This is a genomic window from Tabrizicola sp. BL-A-41-H6 (assembly GCF_050632395.1).
In the GTDB taxonomy this organism is placed as follows: domain Bacteria; phylum Pseudomonadota; class Alphaproteobacteria; order Rhodobacterales; family Rhodobacteraceae; genus JAUYQR01.
Genome location: NZ_CP192600.1, coordinates 2,259,004 through 2,279,160, shown reverse-complemented (window position 1 = coordinate 2,279,160; position 20,157 = coordinate 2,259,004). Strand labels below are relative to the sequence as shown.

20 protein-coding genes and 1 tRNA gene are annotated in these 20,157 nt (G+C 63.4%); 13 read left to right on the top strand and 8 right to left on the bottom strand.

Annotated features, from left to right (window positions below; genetic code table 11):
- Positions 1-154: 154 nt before the first annotated feature.
- From ACROUL_RS11150 to ACROUL_RS11130, 5 genes are all read right to left on the bottom strand, one after another.
- Complete coding sequence (locus ACROUL_RS11150) at positions 155-1,906, bottom strand: acyltransferase family protein (protein WP_431299548.1); 1,752 nt, start codon at positions 1,904-1,906, stop codon at positions 155-157.
- Between the two features lie 123 nt (positions 1,907-2,029).
- Positions 2,030-2,512 carry a 30S ribosomal protein S9 gene (rpsI, locus tag ACROUL_RS11145; protein WP_431299547.1) on the bottom strand — a complete coding sequence of 161 codons (483 nt, stop codon included), beginning with the start codon at positions 2,510-2,512 and terminating at the stop codon, positions 2,030-2,032.
- Positions 2,513-2,514: 2 nt separating this feature from the next.
- Entirely contained in the window at positions 2,515-2,979 is a 465-nt protein-coding gene (gene rplM, locus ACROUL_RS11140; protein ID WP_431299546.1) for a 50S ribosomal protein L13, read from the bottom strand.
- A gap of 151 nt (positions 2,980-3,130) precedes the next feature.
- The gene (locus ACROUL_RS11135) at positions 3,131-3,907 is read right to left on the bottom strand and encodes an SseB family protein (protein WP_431301292.1); all 777 of its coding nucleotides are present in this window, start codon (positions 3,905-3,907) and stop codon (positions 3,131-3,133) included.
- 4 nt (positions 3,908-3,911) lie between these two features.
- The gene (locus tag ACROUL_RS11130; protein WP_431301291.1) at positions 3,912-4,496 is read right to left on the bottom strand and encodes a uracil-DNA glycosylase family protein; all 585 of its coding nucleotides are present in this window, start codon (positions 4,494-4,496) and stop codon (positions 3,912-3,914) included.
- 200 nt (positions 4,497-4,696) lie between these two features.
- Here ACROUL_RS11130 and ACROUL_RS11125 point away from each other — a divergent pair, with 200 nt between their 5' ends.
- The 5 genes from ACROUL_RS11125 to ACROUL_RS11105 all read left to right on the top strand — a co-directional run bounded on the left by ACROUL_RS11125 (position 4,697) and on the right by ACROUL_RS11105 (position 9,809).
- Positions 4,697-5,932, top strand: a complete 1,236-nt coding sequence (locus ACROUL_RS11125; RefSeq protein WP_431299545.1) for a Na+/H+ antiporter NhaA — start codon at positions 4,697-4,699, stop codon at positions 5,930-5,932.
- 116 nt (positions 5,933-6,048) lie between these two features.
- Positions 6,049-6,702, top strand: coding sequence for an ABC transporter ATP-binding protein (locus ACROUL_RS11120; protein WP_431299544.1), 654 nt, complete (start codon positions 6,049-6,051; stop codon positions 6,700-6,702).
- Entirely contained in the window at positions 6,686-8,437 is a 1,752-nt protein-coding gene (locus ACROUL_RS11115) for a capsule biosynthesis protein (RefSeq protein ID WP_431299543.1), read from the top strand. Before ACROUL_RS11120 ends, ACROUL_RS11115 begins: the two co-directional genes overlap by 17 nt.
- A 7-nt stretch (positions 8,438-8,444) precedes the next feature.
- A complete protein-coding gene (kdsA, locus tag ACROUL_RS11110; RefSeq protein ID WP_431299542.1) occupies positions 8,445-9,275 on the top strand; it encodes a 3-deoxy-8-phosphooctulonate synthase in 831 nt (276 codons plus the stop codon).
- A gap of 54 nt (positions 9,276-9,329) precedes the next feature.
- Positions 9,330-9,809, top strand: a complete 480-nt coding sequence (locus ACROUL_RS11105) for a VOC family protein (protein ID WP_431299541.1) — start codon at positions 9,330-9,332, stop codon at positions 9,807-9,809.
- Between the two features lie 73 nt (positions 9,810-9,882).
- On the opposite strand, the gene ACROUL_RS11100 is transcribed toward ACROUL_RS11105, so the two are convergent.
- Entirely contained in the window at positions 9,883-11,058 is a 1,176-nt protein-coding gene (locus ACROUL_RS11100; protein WP_431299540.1) for an NAD(P)/FAD-dependent oxidoreductase, read from the bottom strand.
- 104 nt (positions 11,059-11,162) lie between these two features.
- Between ACROUL_RS11100 and ACROUL_RS11095 the strand changes: the two genes are divergently transcribed.
- The 3 genes from ACROUL_RS11095 (at position 11,163) to ACROUL_RS11085 (ending at position 12,666) form a co-directional block, all read left to right on the top strand.
- Positions 11,163-11,237 (top strand) — tRNA-Gln (locus ACROUL_RS11095).
- A 40-nt stretch (positions 11,238-11,277) separates the two neighbouring features.
- A complete protein-coding gene (locus ACROUL_RS11090; RefSeq protein WP_431299539.1) occupies positions 11,278-11,727 on the top strand; it encodes a hypothetical protein in 450 nt (149 codons plus the stop codon).
- Between the two features lie 312 nt (positions 11,728-12,039).
- Positions 12,040-12,666 carry a hypothetical protein gene (locus ACROUL_RS11085; protein WP_431299538.1) on the top strand — a complete coding sequence of 209 codons (627 nt, stop codon included), beginning with the start codon at positions 12,040-12,042 and terminating at the stop codon, positions 12,664-12,666.
- A gap of 89 nt (positions 12,667-12,755) precedes the next feature.
- Here ACROUL_RS11085 and ACROUL_RS11080 read toward each other — a convergent pair whose 3' ends face one another.
- Positions 12,756-13,217 carry a hypothetical protein gene (locus ACROUL_RS11080; protein WP_431299537.1) on the bottom strand — a complete coding sequence of 154 codons (462 nt, stop codon included), beginning with the start codon at positions 13,215-13,217 and terminating at the stop codon, positions 12,756-12,758.
- 586 nt (positions 13,218-13,803) lie between these two features.
- On the opposite strand from ACROUL_RS11080, the gene istA reads away from it, so the two are divergent.
- Together istA and istB are read left to right on the top strand one after the other, a co-directional pair.
- A complete protein-coding gene (istA, locus tag ACROUL_RS11075) occupies positions 13,804-15,336 on the top strand; it encodes an IS21 family transposase (protein WP_431298742.1) in 1,533 nt (510 codons plus the stop codon).
- Positions 15,326-16,120 (top strand): IS21-like element helper ATPase IstB, encoded by a 795-nt coding sequence (istB, locus tag ACROUL_RS11070; RefSeq protein WP_431298741.1) that lies wholly within the window; start codon positions 15,326-15,328, stop codon positions 16,118-16,120. Before istA ends, istB begins: the two co-directional genes overlap by 11 nt.
- Before the next feature lie 49 nt (positions 16,121-16,169).
- Here istB and ACROUL_RS11065 read toward each other — a convergent pair whose 3' ends face one another.
- Entirely contained in the window at positions 16,170-16,316 is a 147-nt protein-coding gene (locus ACROUL_RS11065; protein WP_431299536.1) for a hypothetical protein, read from the bottom strand.
- Between the two features lie 195 nt (positions 16,317-16,511).
- Between ACROUL_RS11065 and ACROUL_RS11060 the strand changes: the two genes are divergently transcribed.
- From ACROUL_RS11060 to ACROUL_RS11050, 3 genes are all read left to right on the top strand, one after another.
- On the top strand, positions 16,512-17,540 hold the full coding sequence (locus tag ACROUL_RS11060) for a helix-turn-helix domain-containing protein (RefSeq protein WP_431299535.1): 1,029 nt from the start codon (positions 16,512-16,514) through the stop codon (positions 17,538-17,540).
- A 108-nt stretch (positions 17,541-17,648) separates the two neighbouring features.
- Entirely contained in the window at positions 17,649-18,650 is a 1,002-nt protein-coding gene (locus ACROUL_RS11055; protein WP_431299534.1) for a formylglycine-generating enzyme family protein, read from the top strand.
- Between the two features lie 7 nt (positions 18,651-18,657).
- A complete protein-coding gene (locus ACROUL_RS11050) occupies positions 18,658-20,106 on the top strand; it encodes an arylsulfatase B (protein ID WP_431299533.1) in 1,449 nt (482 codons plus the stop codon).
- Positions 20,107-20,157: the final 51 nt, after the last annotated feature.

The window sequence follows — 20,157 nt, the reverse complement described above, 5'->3', positions numbered from 1 at the left end:
CCTTTTTTTTTCAAGGAACCACCACCCCACGTCGCGCGGCTAGTATCTGAGCCGCGACTCTTGCCCCGACAAGTTCCGCGCCCTGAATGTTCAGGTGGTTGCTATCACGAAACAGGATCACCCCGTCGCGCACCATTGAACACAGCCCGAAGCTTCAAAACAGATCACGGACCGGCACAACCGGGATGCCAAGATTGGACGTCACCTCCGACAGGATCGGCCTGTATTCAGCCGCCAACTCGCTCGCGTCCGACCTTTCCGCGCTGCAGTACCGCAGATTGCCCTCAATAACCTCATACTTGCAGTTCGCGGGCTCCGATGCGAACCACGGTAGCTCGCCCACCACATAGACCTCGACACCAAGCCCTTTCAGGTATGAGAGCGTGGCCTGAAGTTCGTCGCGAAACACGTCCGCATCGTCGATCTGGGCAAATCGCCTCGGCCAATGCATGGCAAAGACAACCGTTGTAATATTCCTATTTCGACCAAGCTCGGCATAAAAATCTTGCATAAGCGGGTCACTTCGGAAAGGGACCGTGTTCTGCAGATAGATTGCAACCACGTCGCCCTGCAACGTGTCGGCAAGCCCGGCAAACAGGTGTTCGGCATGGGAATCGCCCAGCACGGCAACGGTCACTGGAACGTCGGGTTGGCTTTGCAGGCAGCGTGACCTGCCCGCCCCCGACGGCGCCGCCTGGTTCAATCTCTCAGGCGTGCAGGGAAAGAACCGCTCGCCCATATCCTCGTTGAAAGCGTCAGAGCCAATCTCGCCGGCATAACGCTCCGTCACACGGCCGGGAAAACCTTCGTTCGACCGGACATAGACTGCCAATGTCATCAGGATGGCGGCAGTCGATGCAAAGACTACGGCAAGGTGCTTGCGGTCGGGCAAGACCAGCCGCCCCTGCCCCCGGAACGGGCGCTCAATGAAGCGCCAACTTAGCCAGCCCAGACCAAGCGATGCCAGACACAGCGCCAACAACAACAGCAAGCCCGGCTCCTCGGCGCTGCGAACCCGCGCAAAGGCAAACAGGGGCTGATGGGCAAGGTAGGCACTGTAGCTGACCAGACCGATGCCAACTAGGGCGGGATGCGAAAGCACCTGCGCGACCACCGTACCCTCACGGGCAAATAGCACGATCAGCGCCGCACCAATGACTGGAGCAAGCGTGGCGAGCGCAGCTGACGGCATTTCGCGGTCGAAAAGGAAGACCGCGCCCAGAACTAGCATCAGCCCTAATGCAGCCAGCGGCCCGCTCCGCAAATTGGGGTAGCGGACCGACAACACGGCACAAAGCGAGCCAATGCCAAGCTCCCAAAATCTCGAGAGGGTGAAAAAGAAGTTTCGCCCGGGATCCAACCGATTGCCCACCACGCTAAGCGCTAGGCTGGCCAATGTCAGGATCAGCGTCACCACGAACAGCTTGGAAAGCCCGGAACGCAAGCAGACGGCAACGATCAGCGGAAACGCCAGATAGTACTGCTCCTCGACAGCCAGGCTCCAGGTGTGCAGCAACGGCTGCAATTCGGCGGCCGGTGCGAAATAGCTGACTTGGCTCATGAAATACATGTTGGACAGAAAAACCAATACCGAGCCCAAACTTTCGGCAAACTCCTTCAATTGTTCTGGCAGCAGCCACATCCAGGCAAAGGGCAGGCAAATCAGCAGCACTGCAAAAAGCGCCGGCAGGATCTGTCGCGCGCGACGCTCGTAAAAGCGCAGGACCGAAAAATCTCCGCGCCCGATCTCATCAATCAGAATACGCGTGATAAGATAGCCGCTAATAACGAAAAACACATCAACGCCGACGTAGCCGCCCGGAAAAGCGCTAAAGCCTGCATGGAAAAGTATGACGGGCAAAACCGCCACGGCGCGAAGACCGTCAATCTCTTTTCTGTACTTCATGCGAAAAGCGCCCCGGAAACCATTCGTTTCCCGTTCGAAGTTGGGCTCCTACGTAAAAGGGCGCAACTCATCGCTGCGCCCTTTTGAATCTGCTGTGCACCAGGTTGGTGCGGTTCGCCAAGCTTAACGCTTCGAGAACTGGAACGATTTGCGGGCCTTGGCCTTGCCGTATTTCTTCCGTTCCACGACACGGCTGTCGCGGGTCAGGAAACCTGCCGCTTTCAGCGCACCGCGCAGGGCGGGCTCATACAGTTGCAGCGCCTTGGAAATCCCGTGCTTCACCGCACCGGCCTGGCCCGAAAGCCCGCCGCCAGCCACGGTGGCCATCACGTCGAACTGGCCTTCCACATTGGCGATGGTGAACGGCTGGCGCAGGATCATCTGCAGCACCGGACGGGCGAAATAGGCCGCCATTTCCTTGCCGTTCACAACGACCTTGCCGGAGCCCGGCTTGATCCAGACGCGGGCGACCGCGTTCTTGCGCTTTCCCGTCGCGTAAGACCGGCCCAATTTGTCGCGCACCGCGACACGAGGCGCCGCAACGGCAACAGGCGCTGCCGTTTCAACAGCCGACTTCAGATCGTCGAGGGTTTTGATATCGGCCATGCTCATGCGCTCCGGGTGTTCTTCGGGTTCAGCGCCGCAACGTCCAGGACGGTCGGCTGCTGCGCTTCATGCGGATGGGCCGCACCGGCGTAGACACGCAGGTTGGTCATCTGCACACGGCCAAGGCGGTTGCGGGTGATCATCCGCTCGACGGCCTTTTCCACCACACGCTCGGGGTGGTTGCCTTCCAGCACCTGCCGCGCGGTGCGCTGCTTGATGCCGCCAGGATGCCCGGTGTGCCAGTAGTAGACCTTGTCGTTGCGCTTGTTGCCGGTCATCTGCACCTTGTCGGCGTTGATGACGATGACATTGTCACCCATGTCCATGTGGGGGGTGAACGTCGGCTTGTTCTTGCCGCGCAGGATGTTGGCGACGATCGTTGCGAGGCGGCCCAGAACGATGCCTTCGGCGTCGATCAGGATCCACTTCTTCTCGATGTCGGCCGGTGTAGCCGTAAAGGTTTTCATGCGGAGTGTCCCATGAGGATGACGGGGCACGCGCCCCAAAACTCGGATGCCGGCTTATCCGCGAAACCGCAGCGCAGGTCAAGGCCGCAAAGCTACTTAAAATCACACAAAAACAACAGCTTCCGCAAATGGTATCATTTTACCCCACATCTCACCGCAATTTCGGCGGCTTGTCCGGCCGCATCCCCGGCGCGCCTGGCGCCTCCGGCACCTCAGGCTCCGGCAGGTCAAACCGCAGCCCCACGCGCGCCATCGCGGCCACGCCCGGCTCGCCGGTGCGCAGGAAGGCCACGTCCAGCTCCCCGGCCTCGACGCCCGAAAACACCAACGCCTCACCCACCGCCCGCGCCAGCGCGTCCTCCGCCCCCGGTGTCGCGTCCAGAAACGCCAGCATGTGCCCGCGCCGCCCGCCCCTGTAACTCACCCCCGCCAGCAGCGCCCCCGACGCCAGCCCCGCAGCCTTTGCCAGCTTCGCATCCAGCCCGGTCAGCAGATCCTCCGGCAACCCTTTCGGCGCATGAAACGCTTCCGGCTTGCCCTCCGCTGCCTCGGGCCCCGCTTCCAGCGCCATCGCCAGCCAGTCCAGCGCTTCGGCCGGCAGCAGCATCGACGACGGCGCCACGCCAAGGTTCACCCCCAGCCCGATCCCCTGCCCCTTCAGCATCCCCGCGATCACCCGCCCCGGCAGCGCCGCATAAGGCGCGATCCCGCCGGTAAAGCTGGCCAGCCGCTCCTCCCGGTCAAAGACCAGCACCACCGGCCCGCCTTCAAGGTTGAACACCCGCGGCTCCACCTGCCCGCCCGAAACCTCGCGCTCCAGCAGCAGGATCATCTCGCCATCCGCCAGCCGCTCATAGAACCGCAGCCGCAGCGTGTCGTTCTCCGGGTCGGCCGAGACCGCTGCATGGGCCGCGTCCAGCATCGTCACCACATCACTCATCCAGAACCTCCCGCACCTTCCGCCGCAACTCCGGCAGCAGTTCCGCCTCGAACCACGGATGCTGCTTCAGCCACCCGGTATTGCGCCACGACGGATGCGGCAAGGGAAACACGCCCCGCGCGGCAAACCCGCGCCAATCCGCCACGGTTTGCGACACGTCCCGCGCCCCCAGATGCCAGCGGATCGCGGCCCCTCCCACCGCCAGTACCAGCCGCACCTCGGGCAAGCCTGCCATAACCCGCGCGCGCCACGTCGCGGCACAAACGGGCGGCGGCGGCAGGTCGGCGCCCTTCGCGTCATAGCCGGGAAAGCAGAACGCCATCGGCACCACAGCCACGCGGGCAAGGTCATAAAACTCCGCCTCGCTCACGCCCATCCAATCGCGCAACCGAATCCCCGACCGGTCGGTGAAGGGCCGCCCGCTCTCCTGCACCCGTGCCCCCGGCGCCTGCCCCGCGACCAAAAGCCGTGCCCCGGGCTGAAACCACGCCACCGGCTTTGGCTCATGCGCGGTCGCCGTCGCGGCGAACCGCGCCGCGCACAGACGACAGCCTCGGATCTGCTCGAAAAGCTCCATCCCCCAAGGATTGCCGCCCTCGCGCACCACCGCAACCCCACCCATTGCGACAAGCCAGCAATACGGTCTAATGCCGCGCATGACTTCGCCGATCGCACTTTCGCCTTCCCCTTTGCCAAATATCCCACGGGAGGTCCGGAGGGTGTGAAACCCTCCGGCCGCCTGCCCCACGCTCGACGCCAACCGACGGACCCTGCCCGATGTACCGTGTCTCGCCTTTCGTCAGTACCTTCGCGACCGCCCTTCTCGGCGGTGCGCTCCTTGCCACGGTCTGGGTCAACCTTGCCCCGGCCAGCTATTACGACGCGATCGAGTTTCGCCTTCTCGACATCGACCTGCCGCACTGGGTCGCCGCGCTGCCGGTCAGCCTGACCCCGTTCCTTCTTGTCTCGCATGTGCTGATGCCGCTCTTTCTTTTTTTCATCGGCAAGGAACTGTGGGAGGCGCTGGTCCTCGAACGCGGCGAATTGCAGGGCACTCAGGCGCTTCTGCCGCTCGGTCTCACGCTGGGCGGCCTCGCGGGGGCTGCCCTGATGTGGCTTGTCGTCGGAACCCTGATCGAGACCGCCGAGGAAGCCAGCTTCGGCACGGGCTGGACCGTGCCCCTCGCCAGCGACGTGACGCTCGCCTACCTCATCGGGCTGCGCGCCTTCGGGCGGGGCCACACGGCGCTGCACCTCCTTCTTCTTCTGACAATCGCCGCCGACATCGCCGCCCTCGTCATCGTCGGGCTCACCCTGCCCGACCTGTCGCCTCGCCTTCTTTGGCTGGTCCTGCCCTTGGCAGCGTCCGTGGGCGTCTGGGCGCTTTACGGTCGCCGCCCACCGCCCGACGCAAGCGAACGGCGCCGCCGCGCCACGCTTCTCCTTTGGCCCTACGCGCTGGCGGGGCTTCTGTCCTGGGTCGGGATTGCCGCGTCCGGCCTGCCGCCCGCGCTCGGCCTCCTGCCTGTGATCCCCGCCATCGCCCATGCCGACCGCACCTTCGGCCTTTTCGCCGAGGCCGAGGCCTATCTGCGCGATCCTCTGAACCGCCTCGCGCACATTCTGGTGCGGCCGCTGGCCGTGGTGCTGTTCTTCTTCGGCCTCACCCGGGGCGGGGTCGACCTTCACGCCTTCGCGCCGACCACGGTCACGCTGCTGGCCAGCGTCTGGCTTGGCCGCCCGCTCGGCATGCTGCTCGGGGGCGTCGGTCTTGCCCTCGCCCTTCGGCTCCGCCTGCCCGCCGGCGTCACGTTGCGCGACCTGATCCTGATCGCGCTCATCATGGGAATGGGCTTCACCGTGCCGATCCTGAGCCTCGACCTCGCCCTTCCCGGCGGCGCGATGCAGGAAGCCGCCCGCCTCGGCCTTGCGATCAGCCTCCTTGCCGGACCGGCGGCGATCCTTCTCGCCCGCCGGATCCGCCCGACCGATGCCACGATGCCACCGGCATGATCCATTCGTGGCTGCACCTGCCCGCTGCGCTTCCAAGATCAGAGACGGGATGTTAACGATATGGCAGTAGCACCGGGTCGGGACATCCGCCTGCCGCGGTGTCGCAAGGGACAGACATGATCGAGTTTCAGGGTGTGTCGAAATCCTTCTGGACGGGAACGCAGCGCAAGGTAATCCTTGATCGCGCCTCCTTTCGGGTAGAGCTTGGCAATTCGCTCGGCATCCTCGCGCCCAACGGCGCGGGCAAGACTACGCTGATCAACATGATGGCGGGGCTTGAAAAACCAGACGAAGGCCGCATCCTCAAGACCTCGCGCGTGTCGTTCCCGCTCGGCTTCATGGGTGGGGTGAACAACAAGCATTCCGCGCATGAAAACTGTCGCTACATCGCGCGCCTCTACGGCCTCGACCCCGACTATGTCGAAAGCTTCTGCCGCTGGGTCTGCGGCCTTGGCGAATACTTCGAGATGCCGCTTGCCACCTATTCCTCCGGCATGCGGTCGCGGTTTTCCTTCGCGCTTCTCCTGTCGATCGAATTCGACATCTACCTGATCGACGAAGGTATGCCCGCCACCTCGGACGCCGAATTCAACCGCAAGGCAGGCAACATCCTCAAGGAACGGCTACAAAACGCCACCGTCGTCATCGTCTCGCATCAGGCCCAGACGCTCGAGAAATTCTGCCGCAGCGCCGCCGTCCTGAAGAACGGCCGCCTGCACCAGTTCGAAACCCTTGAAGAAGCGAAGCGCCTCTATGACTACCAAACCTAAGGCCAGCCGCTTTCACATCCGCCGCACCGATCCGGTGCCGCCGCCCCGCGCTCCGCAGGTCACCGGCGAAATGCTTTTCGACAACCACGAGGACGGCTTCGGCGACACCGTGTTCCCAACCGCCGCGCCGCGCGCCGTGCCCGCCGCGCAGACAAGCGCCGTGTCGGTGACCAAGGTGCCCCGCGCCGACCCCGAGGTCGAGGCGACGCTTGCCGCCATCGCCGCCGAAGGGCTGACCGGGCGCCAGTTGCGCACCGCCAGGCGCATGGCGCAAAGCCAGAACCTGCAACCCCTGTCTGATCTCGACGCCGTGCGCCTGTTGCGTGCCAGCGGGATCGACCCGTTCAAGCGCGCCTCGATGCTTGACATGATCAAGCCGAAGGCTGCCAACCAGCCCGCCCCAACTCCCGCCAACGGCCCCGGCTCAGATGCCGCAGGTCCGGACGCTGCAGGTCCGGGCGCCGCAGGTCCGGCTGCCGGTCCGTCCGACAGCCGCGCCCTGACAGCCCTGCCTGGCGATGGCGTGCGCCTGCCGCAGAACGTGCAGCCGATCCGCCTGCCAACCCCCGACCAGCGCGCCGAGGTGAACCAGGCCGCTGAAATCCTGCGGATGCAGCAGGATATCGCCCGCCGCCGCCGCCGCAAACTGGCGCTTCTTTTCGCGCGGATGTTCGTCTTCGTGTTTCTGCCCACCATCGTCGCGGGTTGGTATTTCTACCGTGTCGCGACGCCCCTTTACGCGACCAAATCGGAATTCGTGATCCAGCAGGCCGGCCCCGCCGCCGCCGCTGGCCTCAGCAGCCTTTTTACCGGCACCGCCCTTGCCACCTCGCAAGACAGCATCGCCGTGCAGGGCTATCTGCAATCGCGCGATGCAATGCTGCGGCTGGATACCGACGTGGGCTTCAAGGACCACTTCAAGTCCGCAACGATCGACCCCCTGCAACGCCTCGCCACCGACGCCACGACCGAGGCCGCCTACAAGGTTTACCGGAAATTCGTCAAGATCTCCTACGACCCGACCGAAGGCATCATCAAGATGGAGGTGGTCGCCGCCGACCCCGCCTTGGCCGCAGCATGGTCCAGCCAGCTGATTTCCTACGCCGAGGAACAGGTCGACCACCTGACCCAGCGCCTGCGCGAAGACCAGATGCGCGACGCGCTCAAAAGCTACCAGACTGCCGAAACGGAACTGCAGCGATCGCAGATGAACCTGATCGCGCTGCAGGAAAAATTCAAGGTTTTGTCCTCGGCCACTGAGGTGGCGATGATCACCAGCCAGATCAGCTCGCTGGAAGGTCAGGTCATGCAGGAACGTCTGGCGCTTTCGCAGATGGAGTCCAACGTCTCGCCCAATCAGGCGCGGATGGACCCGTTGAAACGCCGCATCGCCACGCTCGAGGCGCAGATCGCCGATCTGCGCTCCCAGATGACCGAAGGCAGCGGCGAAACCGAAAGCCTCGCCCGCGTGCAGGGCGAACTTCTGGTGGCCGAGGCTGACGTCAAGACCCGCCAGATGATCCTTTCCCAGTCGCTGACCGCGATGGAGGTGTCGCGCACCGAGGCGAACCGTCAGGTGCGCTACCTGTCGCTGTCGGTCAGTCCCACTGTCACCGACGAACCCGCCTACCCCCGCGCGTTCGAGAATACGCTGGTGACAATGTTGATCCTGCTTGGCATTTACCTCATGGTCTCGATGACCGCCGCGATCCTGCGGGAACAGGTCACTGCTTGAGGATACCATGACTGATGTGAAGATCGGCGCGCTGACGGTCGGCAACGACCGCCCGCTTCTGGTGATCGCCGGGCCGTGCCAGCTTGAAAGCCTCGACCACGCCCAGATGATCGCGGGCCAGATGGCCGAGGCGTGCAAGGCGGCGGGCGCGCAGTTCGTGTTCAAGGCCAGCTACGACAAGGCCAACCGCACCTCGCTGAAAGGCCGCCGCGGCCTCGGCATGGAGGCGGGCCTCCAGGTGCTCGCCGCGGTCCGCGCAATGGGAATGCCAGTCCTGACCGACATCCACGATGCCGCCCAGGCGCGCGAGGCGGCCACTGTCGTCGACGTGATCCAGATCCCCGCGTTCCTCTGCCGCCAGACCGACCTTCTGATCACGGCAGGCGAAACCGGGGCCGTGGTGAACATCAAGAAGGGCCAGTTCCTCGCCCCGTGGGATATGGCCAATGTCGCCGAAAAGGTTGCCTCGACCGGCAATACGCGCATCCTGCTCACCGAACGCGGCGCCAGTTTCGGCTACAACACCCTCGTGGCCGACATGCGTTCTTTGCCGATCATGGCGCGCACCGGCTATCCCGTCATCATGGATGCAACCCATTCGGTGCAACAGCCCGGCGGGCAGGGCAATTCCTCGGGCGGGCAGCGCGAATTCGCACCTGTCATGGCGCGCTGCGCTGTCTCTGTTGGCATTGCGGGCGTCTTCATCGAAACCCACGAGGCCCCCGACACCGCGCCCTCCGACGGCCCCAACATGATCCCGCTTGATCAGATGCACGGTCTTGTCGCCAGCCTGATGGCGTTCGACCGGCTGGCCAAGGCCGACCCTCTTCGCGTCTGAGGAACCGCCCCAAGGCGCAACGGTTGTGTCCGCATGCGCAAATCGGAGGACATCATGCCCACGCCCAAAGCTACCGTCTGCCTCTGGTTCGACAAGGACGCCGAGGCCGCCGCCCGTTTCTATGCCGAAACCTTCCCCGACAGCTCGGTCCGTGCCATCCACCGCGCCCCGACCGATTTCCCCTCCGGCAAGGCGGGCGACGTGCTGACCGTCGAATTCACCGTCGCGGGTATTCCCTGCCTTGGCCTGAACGGCGGCCCGGTCTTTCCGCAGACCGAGGCGTTCTCGTTCCAGATCGCAACCGACGACCAAGCCGAGACCGACCGCCTCTGGAACGCCATCGTCGGCAATGGCGGCAGCGAAAGCGACTGTGGCTGGTGCAAGGATCGCTGGGGGCTGTCGTGGCAGATCACGCCACGGGTCCTGACCGACGCTCTCGCCGTCGGCGGAGATGAGGCAAAGCGCGCGTTCGCCGCGATGATGACGATGCAAAAGATCGACGTCGCCAAGATCGAGGCCGCCCGAAAGGGTTAAAACTTCGCTAAGTTCACGTCGCAACCCATTGTAATTACTTGGCCGATCACATGTCCCACCGTGGGACACGCCCTCACACAACCTGCCCCGCTGCCCAGCCCGAAGACCACGCCCACTGGAAGTTATACCCCCCCAGCCACCCCGTCACGTCCACGACCTCGCCCACGAAATACAGGCCAGGCACCGCCTTCGCCGCCATCGTCCGCCCATCCAGCGCGTCGGTATCCACCCCCCCCAGCGTCACCTCCGCCGTCCGGTAGCCCTCTGACCCAACAGGTATCAGCCGCCAGTCGCTGACCATCGCGGCCACCCGGTCAAGGCCCGCCCCGGGCACCTCGGCCAACGGCCCGGTGATGCCCGACACCTCCTCCAGATGCCGCGCCAACCGCTCCGGCATAACCCGCCCCAGCACGGTCCGCAGCGCCCCGCGCCCCGCCGCCGCCTTCGCCGCCCTCAGGTCCGCCGCCATGTCCCGCCCCGGAGCGAGGTTGACCGAAATCGCCTCCCCCTCGCGCCAATAGCTCGAGATCTGCAGCACCGCCGGCCCCGACAGCCCCCGATGCGTGAACAGGACCGCCTCGTCGAAGCCGTGCCGCCCGCACGCCACCCGCGCCTCCACCGCCACCCCGGCCAGGGGCTGCATCCACGAAAGCTCCTGCTCGGCAAAGGTCAGTGGCACCAGCCCAGGCCGCGTCTCGACCAACGGAAGCCCGAAGCTTTCCGCAACCTGATACCCGAACCCCGTCGCCCCCATCTTGGGGATCGACTTGCCGCCCGTCGCCACCACCACCGATGCCGCCTGCTGCGCGCCCCGCACCGTCTCGACCCGAAAGCCCCGAGGCCCCCGGCTGACGCCCGCCACCCCGCAGCCCAGCCACAGCGTCACCCCGGCCCGCTCCATGTCCCGCACCAGCATGGTCACGACCTGCGTGGCCGACCCGTCGCAGAACAATTGCCCCAGCGCCTTTTCATGCCAGGCGATCCCCGCCGCATCCATCCGGGCGATGAAATCCCACTGCGTGAACCGCTTCAGCGCCGACAGCGCAAAGCGTGGGTTCCTCGACAGAAACCGCTCTGGCGCGATGCCGAGGTTGGTAAAGTTGCAACGCCCGCCGCCCGAGATACGGATCTTCTCACCCGGCGCCTTGGCATGATCGATGACCAGCACGCGACGGCCGCGCCGCCCGGCCTCGATCGCGGCCATCATGCCCGCCGCTCCTGCCCCAAGGATGATCACGTCCCAGTCCATGCCGCCCGTCTAGCCGTCCGGCAACGCCCCGGCAAGCGACGCATAAAATCGCACCCGACCCCCTTGCACCCCCAAGGGGCAGCCGCTAAACACCCCGGCACGGTTGGGGCGTCGCCAAGTGGTAAGGCAGCGGTTTTTGGTACCGCCATTCCCAGGTTCGAATCCTGGCGCCCCAGCCAACCTCCCTTTCCTTCGATGTTGAACCAAGGGTAATCCGACGTGCGCACCTGCCTAATCGCCCTCGCTGGACTTGTGGTACTTGGTGGCTGCGTCAGCAACACGGCCAGCATGCAGCTTTACCCGCTGAAGGGCAGCATCGCTGAAACCGACCCGACCCTGGTGATCGAAGCCACAGCCAAGAACGCCAGCGGCACCTCCGGCGCGCTGTCTTTCCAACTTCCTGAACGCGTAGATTGCCAGGGCACGTGGTCGTCGCTGACCCCGCGCACCGTCTCCAGTTCGCGCGGCATGTCGCTGACCTGGCGCAAGACCGGCGGCGAGGTCGGGTCCGAGATTGCCACCGTCGCAGGCGTCAACAACGGCGAAATCTACGCCGTCTGTGACGACGGCACCCGCGTGCAAGGCACTTTCATCATCGGCTCGGGCACCTCCAGCGGGACGGGTACGGCGACCGACACCAACGGGAACGTGTACAAGCTGCTGTTCTGAGGTGGGCGCTGACTGCACCCAAATGCCCCAATAAGTGCCCCACGCGATGTGACCGGTGATCGTTCAAGGGGCAGCTATGCGGACGAAGCGGACGGTCGCATACATTTGCTTCCGTCTTCGTCGAGGCGCTGAGCAAGGGGATTCACTGTTTCGGCGCGCCGGACATCATGAACACCGACCGGGGCTGTTCATGTCCAAGCCAGAGGCTGGTCGGAAATGAAGGTTCAGTCGTCAGGTTTCGCTATCCAGGCTGCGGTACAATGAATAATCGAATGGCATAGCCACTGTGGCTGTCCCAAAAGGGGGGTGAGCATGACTCTCGCAATCCGATGGTTTAGGACACAGCCCGTCCCGGCGGGCACCCTTGGCCGCGTGGACATCTTCGAGTGCGTCCTCTTCTCGGTCATGAAGGGGTTCTGGACCGGTCTGGCACTGAACTTCGCGGCGCTTATGCTGGGAGTCTCGATCAGCGCGGTGATCCGGCCGCCCGTGATACGGTCGGACGGTTCTGAGGGTTTTGCGCTCGTCTTCGACTTCTACGTGCTTGTGGCCTCGCCTTTCATCGGCCTACTGGGCGGAGTGGTTTCGGCTCGGCTTCTTCGTGGCGGTCGGGCCGGACTTATGAACATTCTTGCAACCTGGGTTTCCTGCACGGCGGTGGGCGTGGGGCTCGTGGTTATCTGGATGGTTCGGTCCACGCAGGACATTGACCTTCACTTCGCCATAGCGGCTTTGCCGTTTCTTATGAATCTCACCGTGGTGCACGGGTCGCTGATCGGCGTCTACTTCTGGCGATGGACCATCCGGCGCGCGGCGGCGGAACTCCTGGAAGGGAATGCGGCACCGGGCCTTCAGTGGAGATCGCTTGCCTGTGCGGCCAGTGGGCTAACCATGATGGCAACGGTATTCTGGTCGGTGTGCTTTCTGATCGCGATCTAATCCGACATTTCCCAATTGGTCTGCCGCTTGATGTCAACTGAACGGTAGAAAATGGCCGAGCGACCCGTGCAGCGTTCGACACCATAGGGTCAAGCTTTGCGCTGTGTTTCCGCCCAGGACAAGAACGCCTTGCTGGCAAAAAAGATGATCGCCAGGGTCGGCATGACGATCGTCACGGCCATCAGATCCAGCCCGAAGACAAGAGGCGAGGCTAGTGCCAGCAGCCCTACCATGGCCCACGGAAGGCGGCTGTTTCCGAGCGAACTGTTGTCCTGAAGGCTGTTCGAATAGGCGATCGGATAGACCAGGACGAAGGTGAAAACGATCGCCAGAAAATCAAGCGGCGCGAACACAATAATCGCAATGTTCAGCCAATTGGCCCCATTGGTCGAGAAGTCAGCTCTCTCTCCGCCGGCGATGATTTCTGACCAGATGCCGAACAGAATGCGCTGCACGATAACCACCGCGAACGTGACCGGAATCGAAACAATAAGGCCCCAGATTGCTATGACCCAAGCTGGAACGCTGACACTGGATTTGTTTACCAACATCGAAGGCCTCCTCGATATCGCGCTACTTGGGGCGCCAAACATAATGGACATTCCCCAAGTAGCCTTCCGTTTATGGCAAGTTCTCCTGAATCTACCCGCTGAACAAGTGTTTTTCGCCCGTGCGGTTTTAACTTCCGCCAGACCTTCAGAAAGCGGGCAGATCGGGCCGTAACTCCGCATCATCCTGACCCGGCACTAACTGCTTTCAGCGCGCCGGACAAACTTGTCCGACCGCTTTCGTTCGCCCTCGGGAGGTTTCAGCGTCATACGCATAGCGGTGGCGCTCGCTGTCGGCGGATGGCGGCGAGGATCATGCGCACCATCGGGCCGGTGATGGCCACTTCGGCGAACTGAAAGCTGCTGTTCTAGGGTAGTGTCTTCCGCTTCGAAGTGCCCTGGAAAGTGCCCCAAGGGGTGTGACGGGTGACGGGTTTCCCTGTTGGCGGGGACCAGCGGAGCGGGCGAGCGAGAGCATGTTGATTTCCACCCAGAACTGAGCCGGGTGGGCGGGTAATTTCCACTGAGAATTGAGCCATGTGAACCTTCCCCTGGAGCGGAGAGCGGCGGGGGCAACGGAGTGATCCACATGGGACTTTTGAACATCATCCGACGCATGCACTTGCGGCAGAAGCTGTCGATCCGGGAGATCGCCCGGCGCACGGGCCTGTCGCGCAATACCGTGGCCAAGCATCTGGCGGCGGGCACGATCGAGCCGAGGTTTGCCACGCCGGAACGGACGAGCAAGCTTGACCCCTTCGCCGACAAGCTGGCCGGCTGGCTGAAGACCGAGGCCGCGAAGGCACGCAAGCAGAGGCGGACGCTGAAGCAGTTGCACACCGATCTGGTGACGCTGGGCTTCACCGGTTCCTATGGCCGGGTGGCAGCCTTCGCGCGGGGGTGGCGAGCGGATCGCCAGCGCGACCAACAGACCACGGGACGCGGCACCTTTGTTCCGCTGTCATTCCGCCCGGGCGAAGCCTTCCAGTTCGACTGGAGCGAGGACTTTGCGGTTCTGGGCGGTGAGCGCAGGAAGCTGCAGGTCGCCCATGTCAAGCTGTCGCACAGCCGGGCCTTCTTGCTGCGAGCCTATCCCTTGCAGACCCACGAGATGCTGTTCGACGCGCATTGGCACGGGTTCCGGGTCTTCGGCGGCGTGCCCGGGCGCGGGATCTACGATAACATGCGCACGGCGGTGGATCGTGTCGGCCGCGGCAAGGAACGGCAGGTCAACATCCGGTTCCTGGCCATGACCAACCACTATGTCTTCGAGCCTGACTTCTGCAATCCGGCCGCAGGTTGGGAGAAAGGCCAGGTCGAGAAGAACGTCCGCGACGCTCGCCACCAGATGCTGCAAGGCATGCCGGACTTCCCCGATATCGCCGCACTGAATGCCTGGCTGGAGCAGCGTTGCCAGGAGCTGTGGCGCGAGACCGCCCATGGCACGCTGCCCGGCACGATCGCCGATGTCTGGGCCGAAGAGCAGGCCGCCCTGATGCCCTTGCCTGTCGCCTTTGACGGATTCATAGAGGTGAGCAAGCGTGTCTCGCCCACCTGCCTGATCAGCTTCGAGCGCAATCGCTACAGCGTTCCGGCGTCATTCGCGAACCGGCCCATCAGCCTGCGGATCTATCCCGACCGGCTGGTCGTGGCAGCGGAGGGTAACATCCTGTGCGAGCATCCGCGGATCATCGAACGCAGCCACCACCTGCCACCGCGGACGATCTACGACTGGCGGCATTATCTGGCTGTCGTTCAGCGTAAGCCCGGGGCGCTTCGGAATGGTGCGCCCTTCGCAGAATTGCCGTCTGCCTTCAGGCAGTTGCAGGATCACATGCTGCGCAAGCCCGGCGGTGATCGCGAGATGGCAGACATCCTCGCCCTGGTTCTTCAGCACGATGAACAGGCGGTGCTCATCGCCGTGGAGTTGGCACTGGCCGAGGGCGTGCCGACCAAGACCCATGTGCTGAACCTGCTGCACCGACTGGTCGACGGCAAGGTGATCGGTAGGCCACCACTGGATACCCCGCAGGCACTGACCCTGCGCCGCGAGCCCAAGGCCAATGTCGAACGCTATGACGGCCTGCGCAACCAGATCGCCGGAGGCCGCCATGCGTCATGATCCCGCCAGCGGCGCCATCGTCATCATGCTCCGCAGCCTGAAGATGTATGGCATGGCACAGGCCGTCACCGATCTGATCGAGCAGGGAGCACCGGCCTTTGAAGCGGCCATCCCGATCCTGTCGCAACTGCTGAAGGCCGAACTGGCTGAACGCGAGGTCCGTTCCATTGCCTATCACATGAAGGCCGCACGCTTCCCGGCCTACAAGGACCTCTCGGGCTTCGACTTCGCCGCCAGCGAGATCAACGAGGCCACCGTCAGGACCCTGCACCGCTGTGAGTTCATGGATGGCGCACAGAACATCGTGCTGATCGGCGGTCCGGGAACCGGCAAGACCCATGTCGCAACCGCACTCGGCATCCAGGCCATCGAGCATCATCGCCGCAAGGTCCGCTTCTTCTCGACGATCGAACTGGTCAACGCCCTCGAACAGGAAAAGGCAAAGGGCAAGGCCGGGCAGATCGCAGAAAGCCTGACCAAGCTCGACTTGGTGATCCTCGACGAACTGGGATATCTGCCCTTCAGCGCCTCGGGTGGGGCGCTGCTCTTCCACCTGCTGAGCAAGCTCTACGAACGCACCAGCGTCGTCATCACCACAAACCTGAGCTTCAGCGAATGGGCCACGGTCTTCGGCGACGCAAAGATGACCACCGCCTTGCTCGACCGCCTCACCCACCGCTGCCACATCCTGGAGACCGGAAACGACAGCTTCCGCTTCAAGGCCAGTTCAGCCGCAGCAGCCAGGAAGAAGAAGGAGACAAACCATGCCTTGACCCCAGCATGATACGAAATCCATAGTCAGAGGTGGCTCACTTCTCGGTGGAAAACCCGGCTCAGTTCTGGGTGGAAATCAACAACAAGGCCAAGGGCAGCGAGTGACTGATCCGGGTGGCAACCAAAGCCACTATGCCGAGGCTGACCCCGCCCCGCGCAACAAAAAGAAAACCCCCGGCAACGCCGAGGGATACGATCGCGTTCATAGTTTACGCTCCTGTATCTAATACCTAATTAGATACGGAAGATTGCTCGGTTTTGGTCATGGCAGTTCCGGCCCAAAGCTGCCGGATGATGGACCACCTCCCTGCGAAGCGCCCCTCCTTAACCTCACACGTCCTTACGACAGTAGGGTTTGAACGACATTTGATCGCCCTTGGCCTCGATGCTAGTCTGCCCGGATGTACGACAGAAGCGGTGTTCGCCTTTCACTGGTCCACTCTCTGCCAAATGCGGCCGAGGCAAACGGGGTGTCGGCCGGGCCACTCCTGGCTTTGGGCGGTCTGGAGCCGGACGCCTTTGCCAACCGGGATCAGGTCGTCCGGCGCAGCCAGATTGTCGCGATGATGAACGCCCTGGCCCGCAAAAGCGGTGACGCTACTGTCGGCTTAAAGATGGCCCAGGTGACAGACCCGGACCTGCTGGGGCCATTTGGCAGATCATTACTGGTCGGTCGCAATCTGGGTGAGGCATTGGCGCTGCAACAACTGCATATACCATGGCTGCAGCGTGGGACCTTGATAGCGATGGAAACGATCGGCTCGAGCGTTCGGTGGACCCACCATATGCTTGGTTGCGATCCCGCTGAAGCGCGCTTTTTGACCGAGGGAATTGCCGCCTTCTTCGTCAGGTTCGTCCGTGCAGCGACGGGTGACGAGGCCGCGCGCCTGCATGTCATACTGCCGCATAGACCGGTTGTTCCGTTGTCGATCTACGAGGACGCCTTGCGCTGTGCGGTCTCGTTTGAAAAGGGCACGGATCTGGTGATCTGGTTCGACGCTGCGCTGCTGGCCAGGAGAAATGTCTTGCGGATAGAGGAAGATGGTCTGCCAACAGCTGCGAAGGATACTCTCGTGCCAGTGACCTTTGACCTGACAGACCGGCAGCTTCTTGCGTCCCTTCACCGGATGATCGAGGTGGCCGCGCTCTGGGGACGACTGACCTTGGCTGACTCTGCCCGGACACTGGGATTGCCGCCCCGCAGCCTGCAGCGGCGCCTTGCCCTGATCGGCACAACCTTCGAGCAAGTCGTCGATGACTGGCGACACACCCAGGCCCTGAGCCTTCTGTCCAGCCCAACCGGCAGCACGAACGATACTGCGGCCCATCTCGGCTATGCCGACCCGTCGCATTTCATTCGTGCCTTCCGGCGCTGGCAGGGGGTGTCGCCCACAGAGTTCCGTCGCCGTCTGGCGCGAAATGGCAATTGAGATGCACCCAAGCACTGCCTATCGTCAGCCACACACTGCTCGCGGTGTTTGCAATAGACTGAACTCCGGAAGTTTTTGGCCGATCCCGTTCATGGTCGGGAAGCGGACATGGACGGTTTGTTTCGATCGGACGCCTTCAGGCAGGTGATCCTCACGGCGGGAACGATGTGGCCCAGAACGATCAATACCGAAAGTGACGTGACGCCCACCCGTGACGGCGCCCCGATGACCCGCATTGCCGGTGGTATCTTCCACATGGGAGCCGATGACCAGTATCCAGAGGAAGCACCAGTTCACATCCGGCGGGTCGAGACCTTCTGGATCGACCTCACCCCGGTGACCAACGCCCTCTTCGCGCGTTTCGTGGCGCAGACCGGCCATGTCACGCTTGCCGAGCGCACGCCCGACCCCGCAGCCTATCCTGACGCCGACCCCGCGCTTCTGGTGCCGGGCTCGCTGGTGTTCGTGCAGCCCTCGGCAGCGACTGACCTACTCGATGGCCTTGCCTGGTGGCGTTACTTGCCCGGCGCCTCGTGGCGCTGCCCGCAGGGTCCGGGCAGCAGTATTGCTGGGCTCGACGACCATCCCGTTGTCCACGTTGCCCTCGCAGATGCACTTGCCTACGCCGCATGGGCAGGCAAGGATCTGCCGACGGAAGCCGAATGGGAATACGCCGCACGCGGCGGACTTGACCGCGCAGAGTTTGCCTGGGGCAACGAACTGATGCCGGGCGCGCGCCATATGGCCAACACCTGGCAGGGCCGCTTCCCCTTCGAGAACCTTTCGGACGATGGCTATGTCGGCACCTCGCCCGTCACCGCATTTCCCTGCAACGGTTACGGTGTCTTCGACATGATCGGCAATGTCTGGGAGTGGACGAAGGATAGCTACCGCGCGACCCATGCCGAACCACCTCCGGCACGGTGCTGCTCGGCAAAGACTGACCGGTCGAGCGACCTGGAGCACATGGTCGTTAAGGGTGGCTCGCACCTCTGCGCTCCCAATCATTGCCGACGTTATCGACCAGCAGCCCGGCAGTCACAGTCCATCGATACCTCTTCCACCCACATCGGATTCCGCTGCGTGACGCGGGATCCCCAATTGCAGTGAGGACCCCATGAACGAACCGGATTTCAAGACCGATGCTGCCACTGCAGCGGGCCCCACTCGAAGGGACATCCTTTCCGGTGCCGCTCGCTTCATGGCGGCCATCGCTGGACTCTCGATGCTGGCCGGGCGCGCGCAGGGTCAGGAGGTCGGCCGTCCGAACATCATCTACATCGTGGCCGATGACCTTGGCTTTGCAGATGTCGGCTTCCAAGGCTCGGACATCCTCACACCGAACCTCGACCGTCTTGCCTCAGAAGGCGCGATCCTGCGCAACTTCTACACCCAGCCGTTGTGTACGCCGACTCGCGCTGCACTGATGACCGGACGCTATCCCCTGCGCTACGGACTTCAGGTTGGGGTCATCCCGTCGGGTGGCAGCTACGGCCTTGCACAAGATGAGTTCATCCTGCCTCAAGCTTTGAAGGAGGTCGGCTATTCCACCCGGATGGTGGGCAAGTGGCACCTCGGCCATGCCGACCGCGCCTTCTGGCCGCGTCAACGTGGATTCGACTACTTCTACGGCCCCCTGGTAGGCGAGATCGACCATTTCAAGCATGAAGCCCATGGCGTGACGGACTGGTACCTCGACAACGAGCTTTTGGTGGAACCCGGGTATGACACCGAACTTCTTGGGGCTGATGCCGTCCGCCAGATCGCAGATCACGACCCGGCAAGCCCCCTTTTCCTATACCTCGCCTTCACTGCCCCGCACACACCCTATCAAGCACCGCAGGCCTATCTTGACCGCTATCCGGACATCCCCGACGAGAACCGCCGGGCCTATGCCGCGATGGTGTCGGCGATGGACGACCAGATCGGGAATGTCATTGCAGCCCTCGACGCGAAGGGTCTGCGCGAAAACACACTGATCGTTTTTCACAGCGACAACGGCGGAACCCGGTCAAAGATGTTTGTTGGCGAAGGGGCGGTGGCGGGTGACTTGCCGCCACGCAACGATCCCCTTCGTGAAGGCAAGGGCACCGTCTACGAAGGTGGCACCCGGGTCGTGGCGCTGGCCAACTGGCCGGGCCGCATTGCAACGGGCGAGGCTGAAGGCGTGATGCACGTCGTCGATATGCTTCCCACCCTGGCTGCGCTGACCGGAGCAGACCTCGGACGGTCGAAGAATCTGGACGGCATCGACGTCTGGCAGGCGCTGGCGGCCGGCCAGGCCTCGCCGCGGCAAGGTATGGTCTATAACGTCGACCCTGGCCTCGGCGCCGTGCGCGACGGAAAGTGGAAGCTGGTCTGGAACGCGATGCTGCCGCCGAAGGTCGAGCTTTTCGACCTTGAAGCCGACCCGTCCGAGACAAGCGACCTGTCGGCCTCCCATCCCGAAAAGGTAGCAGAGTTGCAAGAGCGCGTCGTCGAACTGGCCCGCGCCATGGCGCCGCCTCTCTTCTTCGAGACGGCTCTTGGCGCCACCCTGTCGATGCCGCTGGTCATCGCTGATTGACGCATCCGTCGAAAGAGGACCGTGACCGAATGAGACCGACGATCCAGAACA

Excerpts from the sequence above, each read along its gene's own strand:
- ACROUL_RS11150 (WP_431299548.1), bottom strand. The coding sequence starts at position 1,906 with ATGAAGTACAGAAAAGAGATTGACGGTCTTCGCGCCGTGGCGGTTTTG.
- rpsI (WP_431299547.1), bottom strand. The coding sequence starts at position 2,512 with ATGGCCGATATCAAAACCCTCGACGATCTGAAGTCGGCTGTTGAAACG.
- rplM (WP_431299546.1), bottom strand. The coding sequence starts at position 2,979 with ATGAAAACCTTTACGGCTACACCGGCCGACATCGAGAAGAAGTGGATC.
- ACROUL_RS11130 (WP_431301291.1), bottom strand. The coding sequence starts at position 4,496 with ATGGAGCTTTTCGAGCAGATCCGAGGCTGTCGTCTGTGCGCGGCGCGG.
- ACROUL_RS11125 (WP_431299545.1), top strand. The coding sequence starts at position 4,697 with ATGTACCGTGTCTCGCCTTTCGTCAGTACCTTCGCGACCGCCCTTCTC.
- ACROUL_RS11120 (WP_431299544.1), top strand. The coding sequence starts at position 6,049 with ATGATCGAGTTTCAGGGTGTGTCGAAATCCTTCTGGACGGGAACGCAG.
- ACROUL_RS11115 (WP_431299543.1), top strand. The coding sequence starts at position 6,686 with ATGACTACCAAACCTAAGGCCAGCCGCTTTCACATCCGCCGCACCGAT.
- kdsA (WP_431299542.1), top strand. The coding sequence starts at position 8,445 with ATGACTGATGTGAAGATCGGCGCGCTGACGGTCGGCAACGACCGCCCG.
- ACROUL_RS11105 (WP_431299541.1), top strand. The coding sequence starts at position 9,330 with ATGCCCACGCCCAAAGCTACCGTCTGCCTCTGGTTCGACAAGGACGCC.
- ACROUL_RS11100 (WP_431299540.1), bottom strand. The coding sequence starts at position 11,058 with ATGGACTGGGACGTGATCATCCTTGGGGCAGGAGCGGCGGGCATGATG.
- ACROUL_RS11085 (WP_431299538.1), top strand. The coding sequence starts at position 12,040 with ATGACTCTCGCAATCCGATGGTTTAGGACACAGCCCGTCCCGGCGGGC.
- ACROUL_RS11080 (WP_431299537.1), bottom strand. The coding sequence starts at position 13,217 with ATGTTGGTAAACAAATCCAGTGTCAGCGTTCCAGCTTGGGTCATAGCA.
- istA (WP_431298742.1), top strand. The coding sequence starts at position 13,804 with ATGGGACTTTTGAACATCATCCGACGCATGCACTTGCGGCAGAAGCTG.
- istB (WP_431298741.1), top strand. The coding sequence starts at position 15,326 with ATGCGTCATGATCCCGCCAGCGGCGCCATCGTCATCATGCTCCGCAGC.
- ACROUL_RS11065 (WP_431299536.1), bottom strand. The coding sequence starts at position 16,316 with ATGAACGCGATCGTATCCCTCGGCGTTGCCGGGGGTTTTCTTTTTGTT.
- ACROUL_RS11060 (WP_431299535.1), top strand. The coding sequence starts at position 16,512 with ATGTACGACAGAAGCGGTGTTCGCCTTTCACTGGTCCACTCTCTGCCA.
- ACROUL_RS11055 (WP_431299534.1), top strand. The coding sequence starts at position 17,649 with ATGGACGGTTTGTTTCGATCGGACGCCTTCAGGCAGGTGATCCTCACG.
- ACROUL_RS11050 (WP_431299533.1), top strand. The coding sequence starts at position 18,658 with ATGAACGAACCGGATTTCAAGACCGATGCTGCCACTGCAGCGGGCCCC.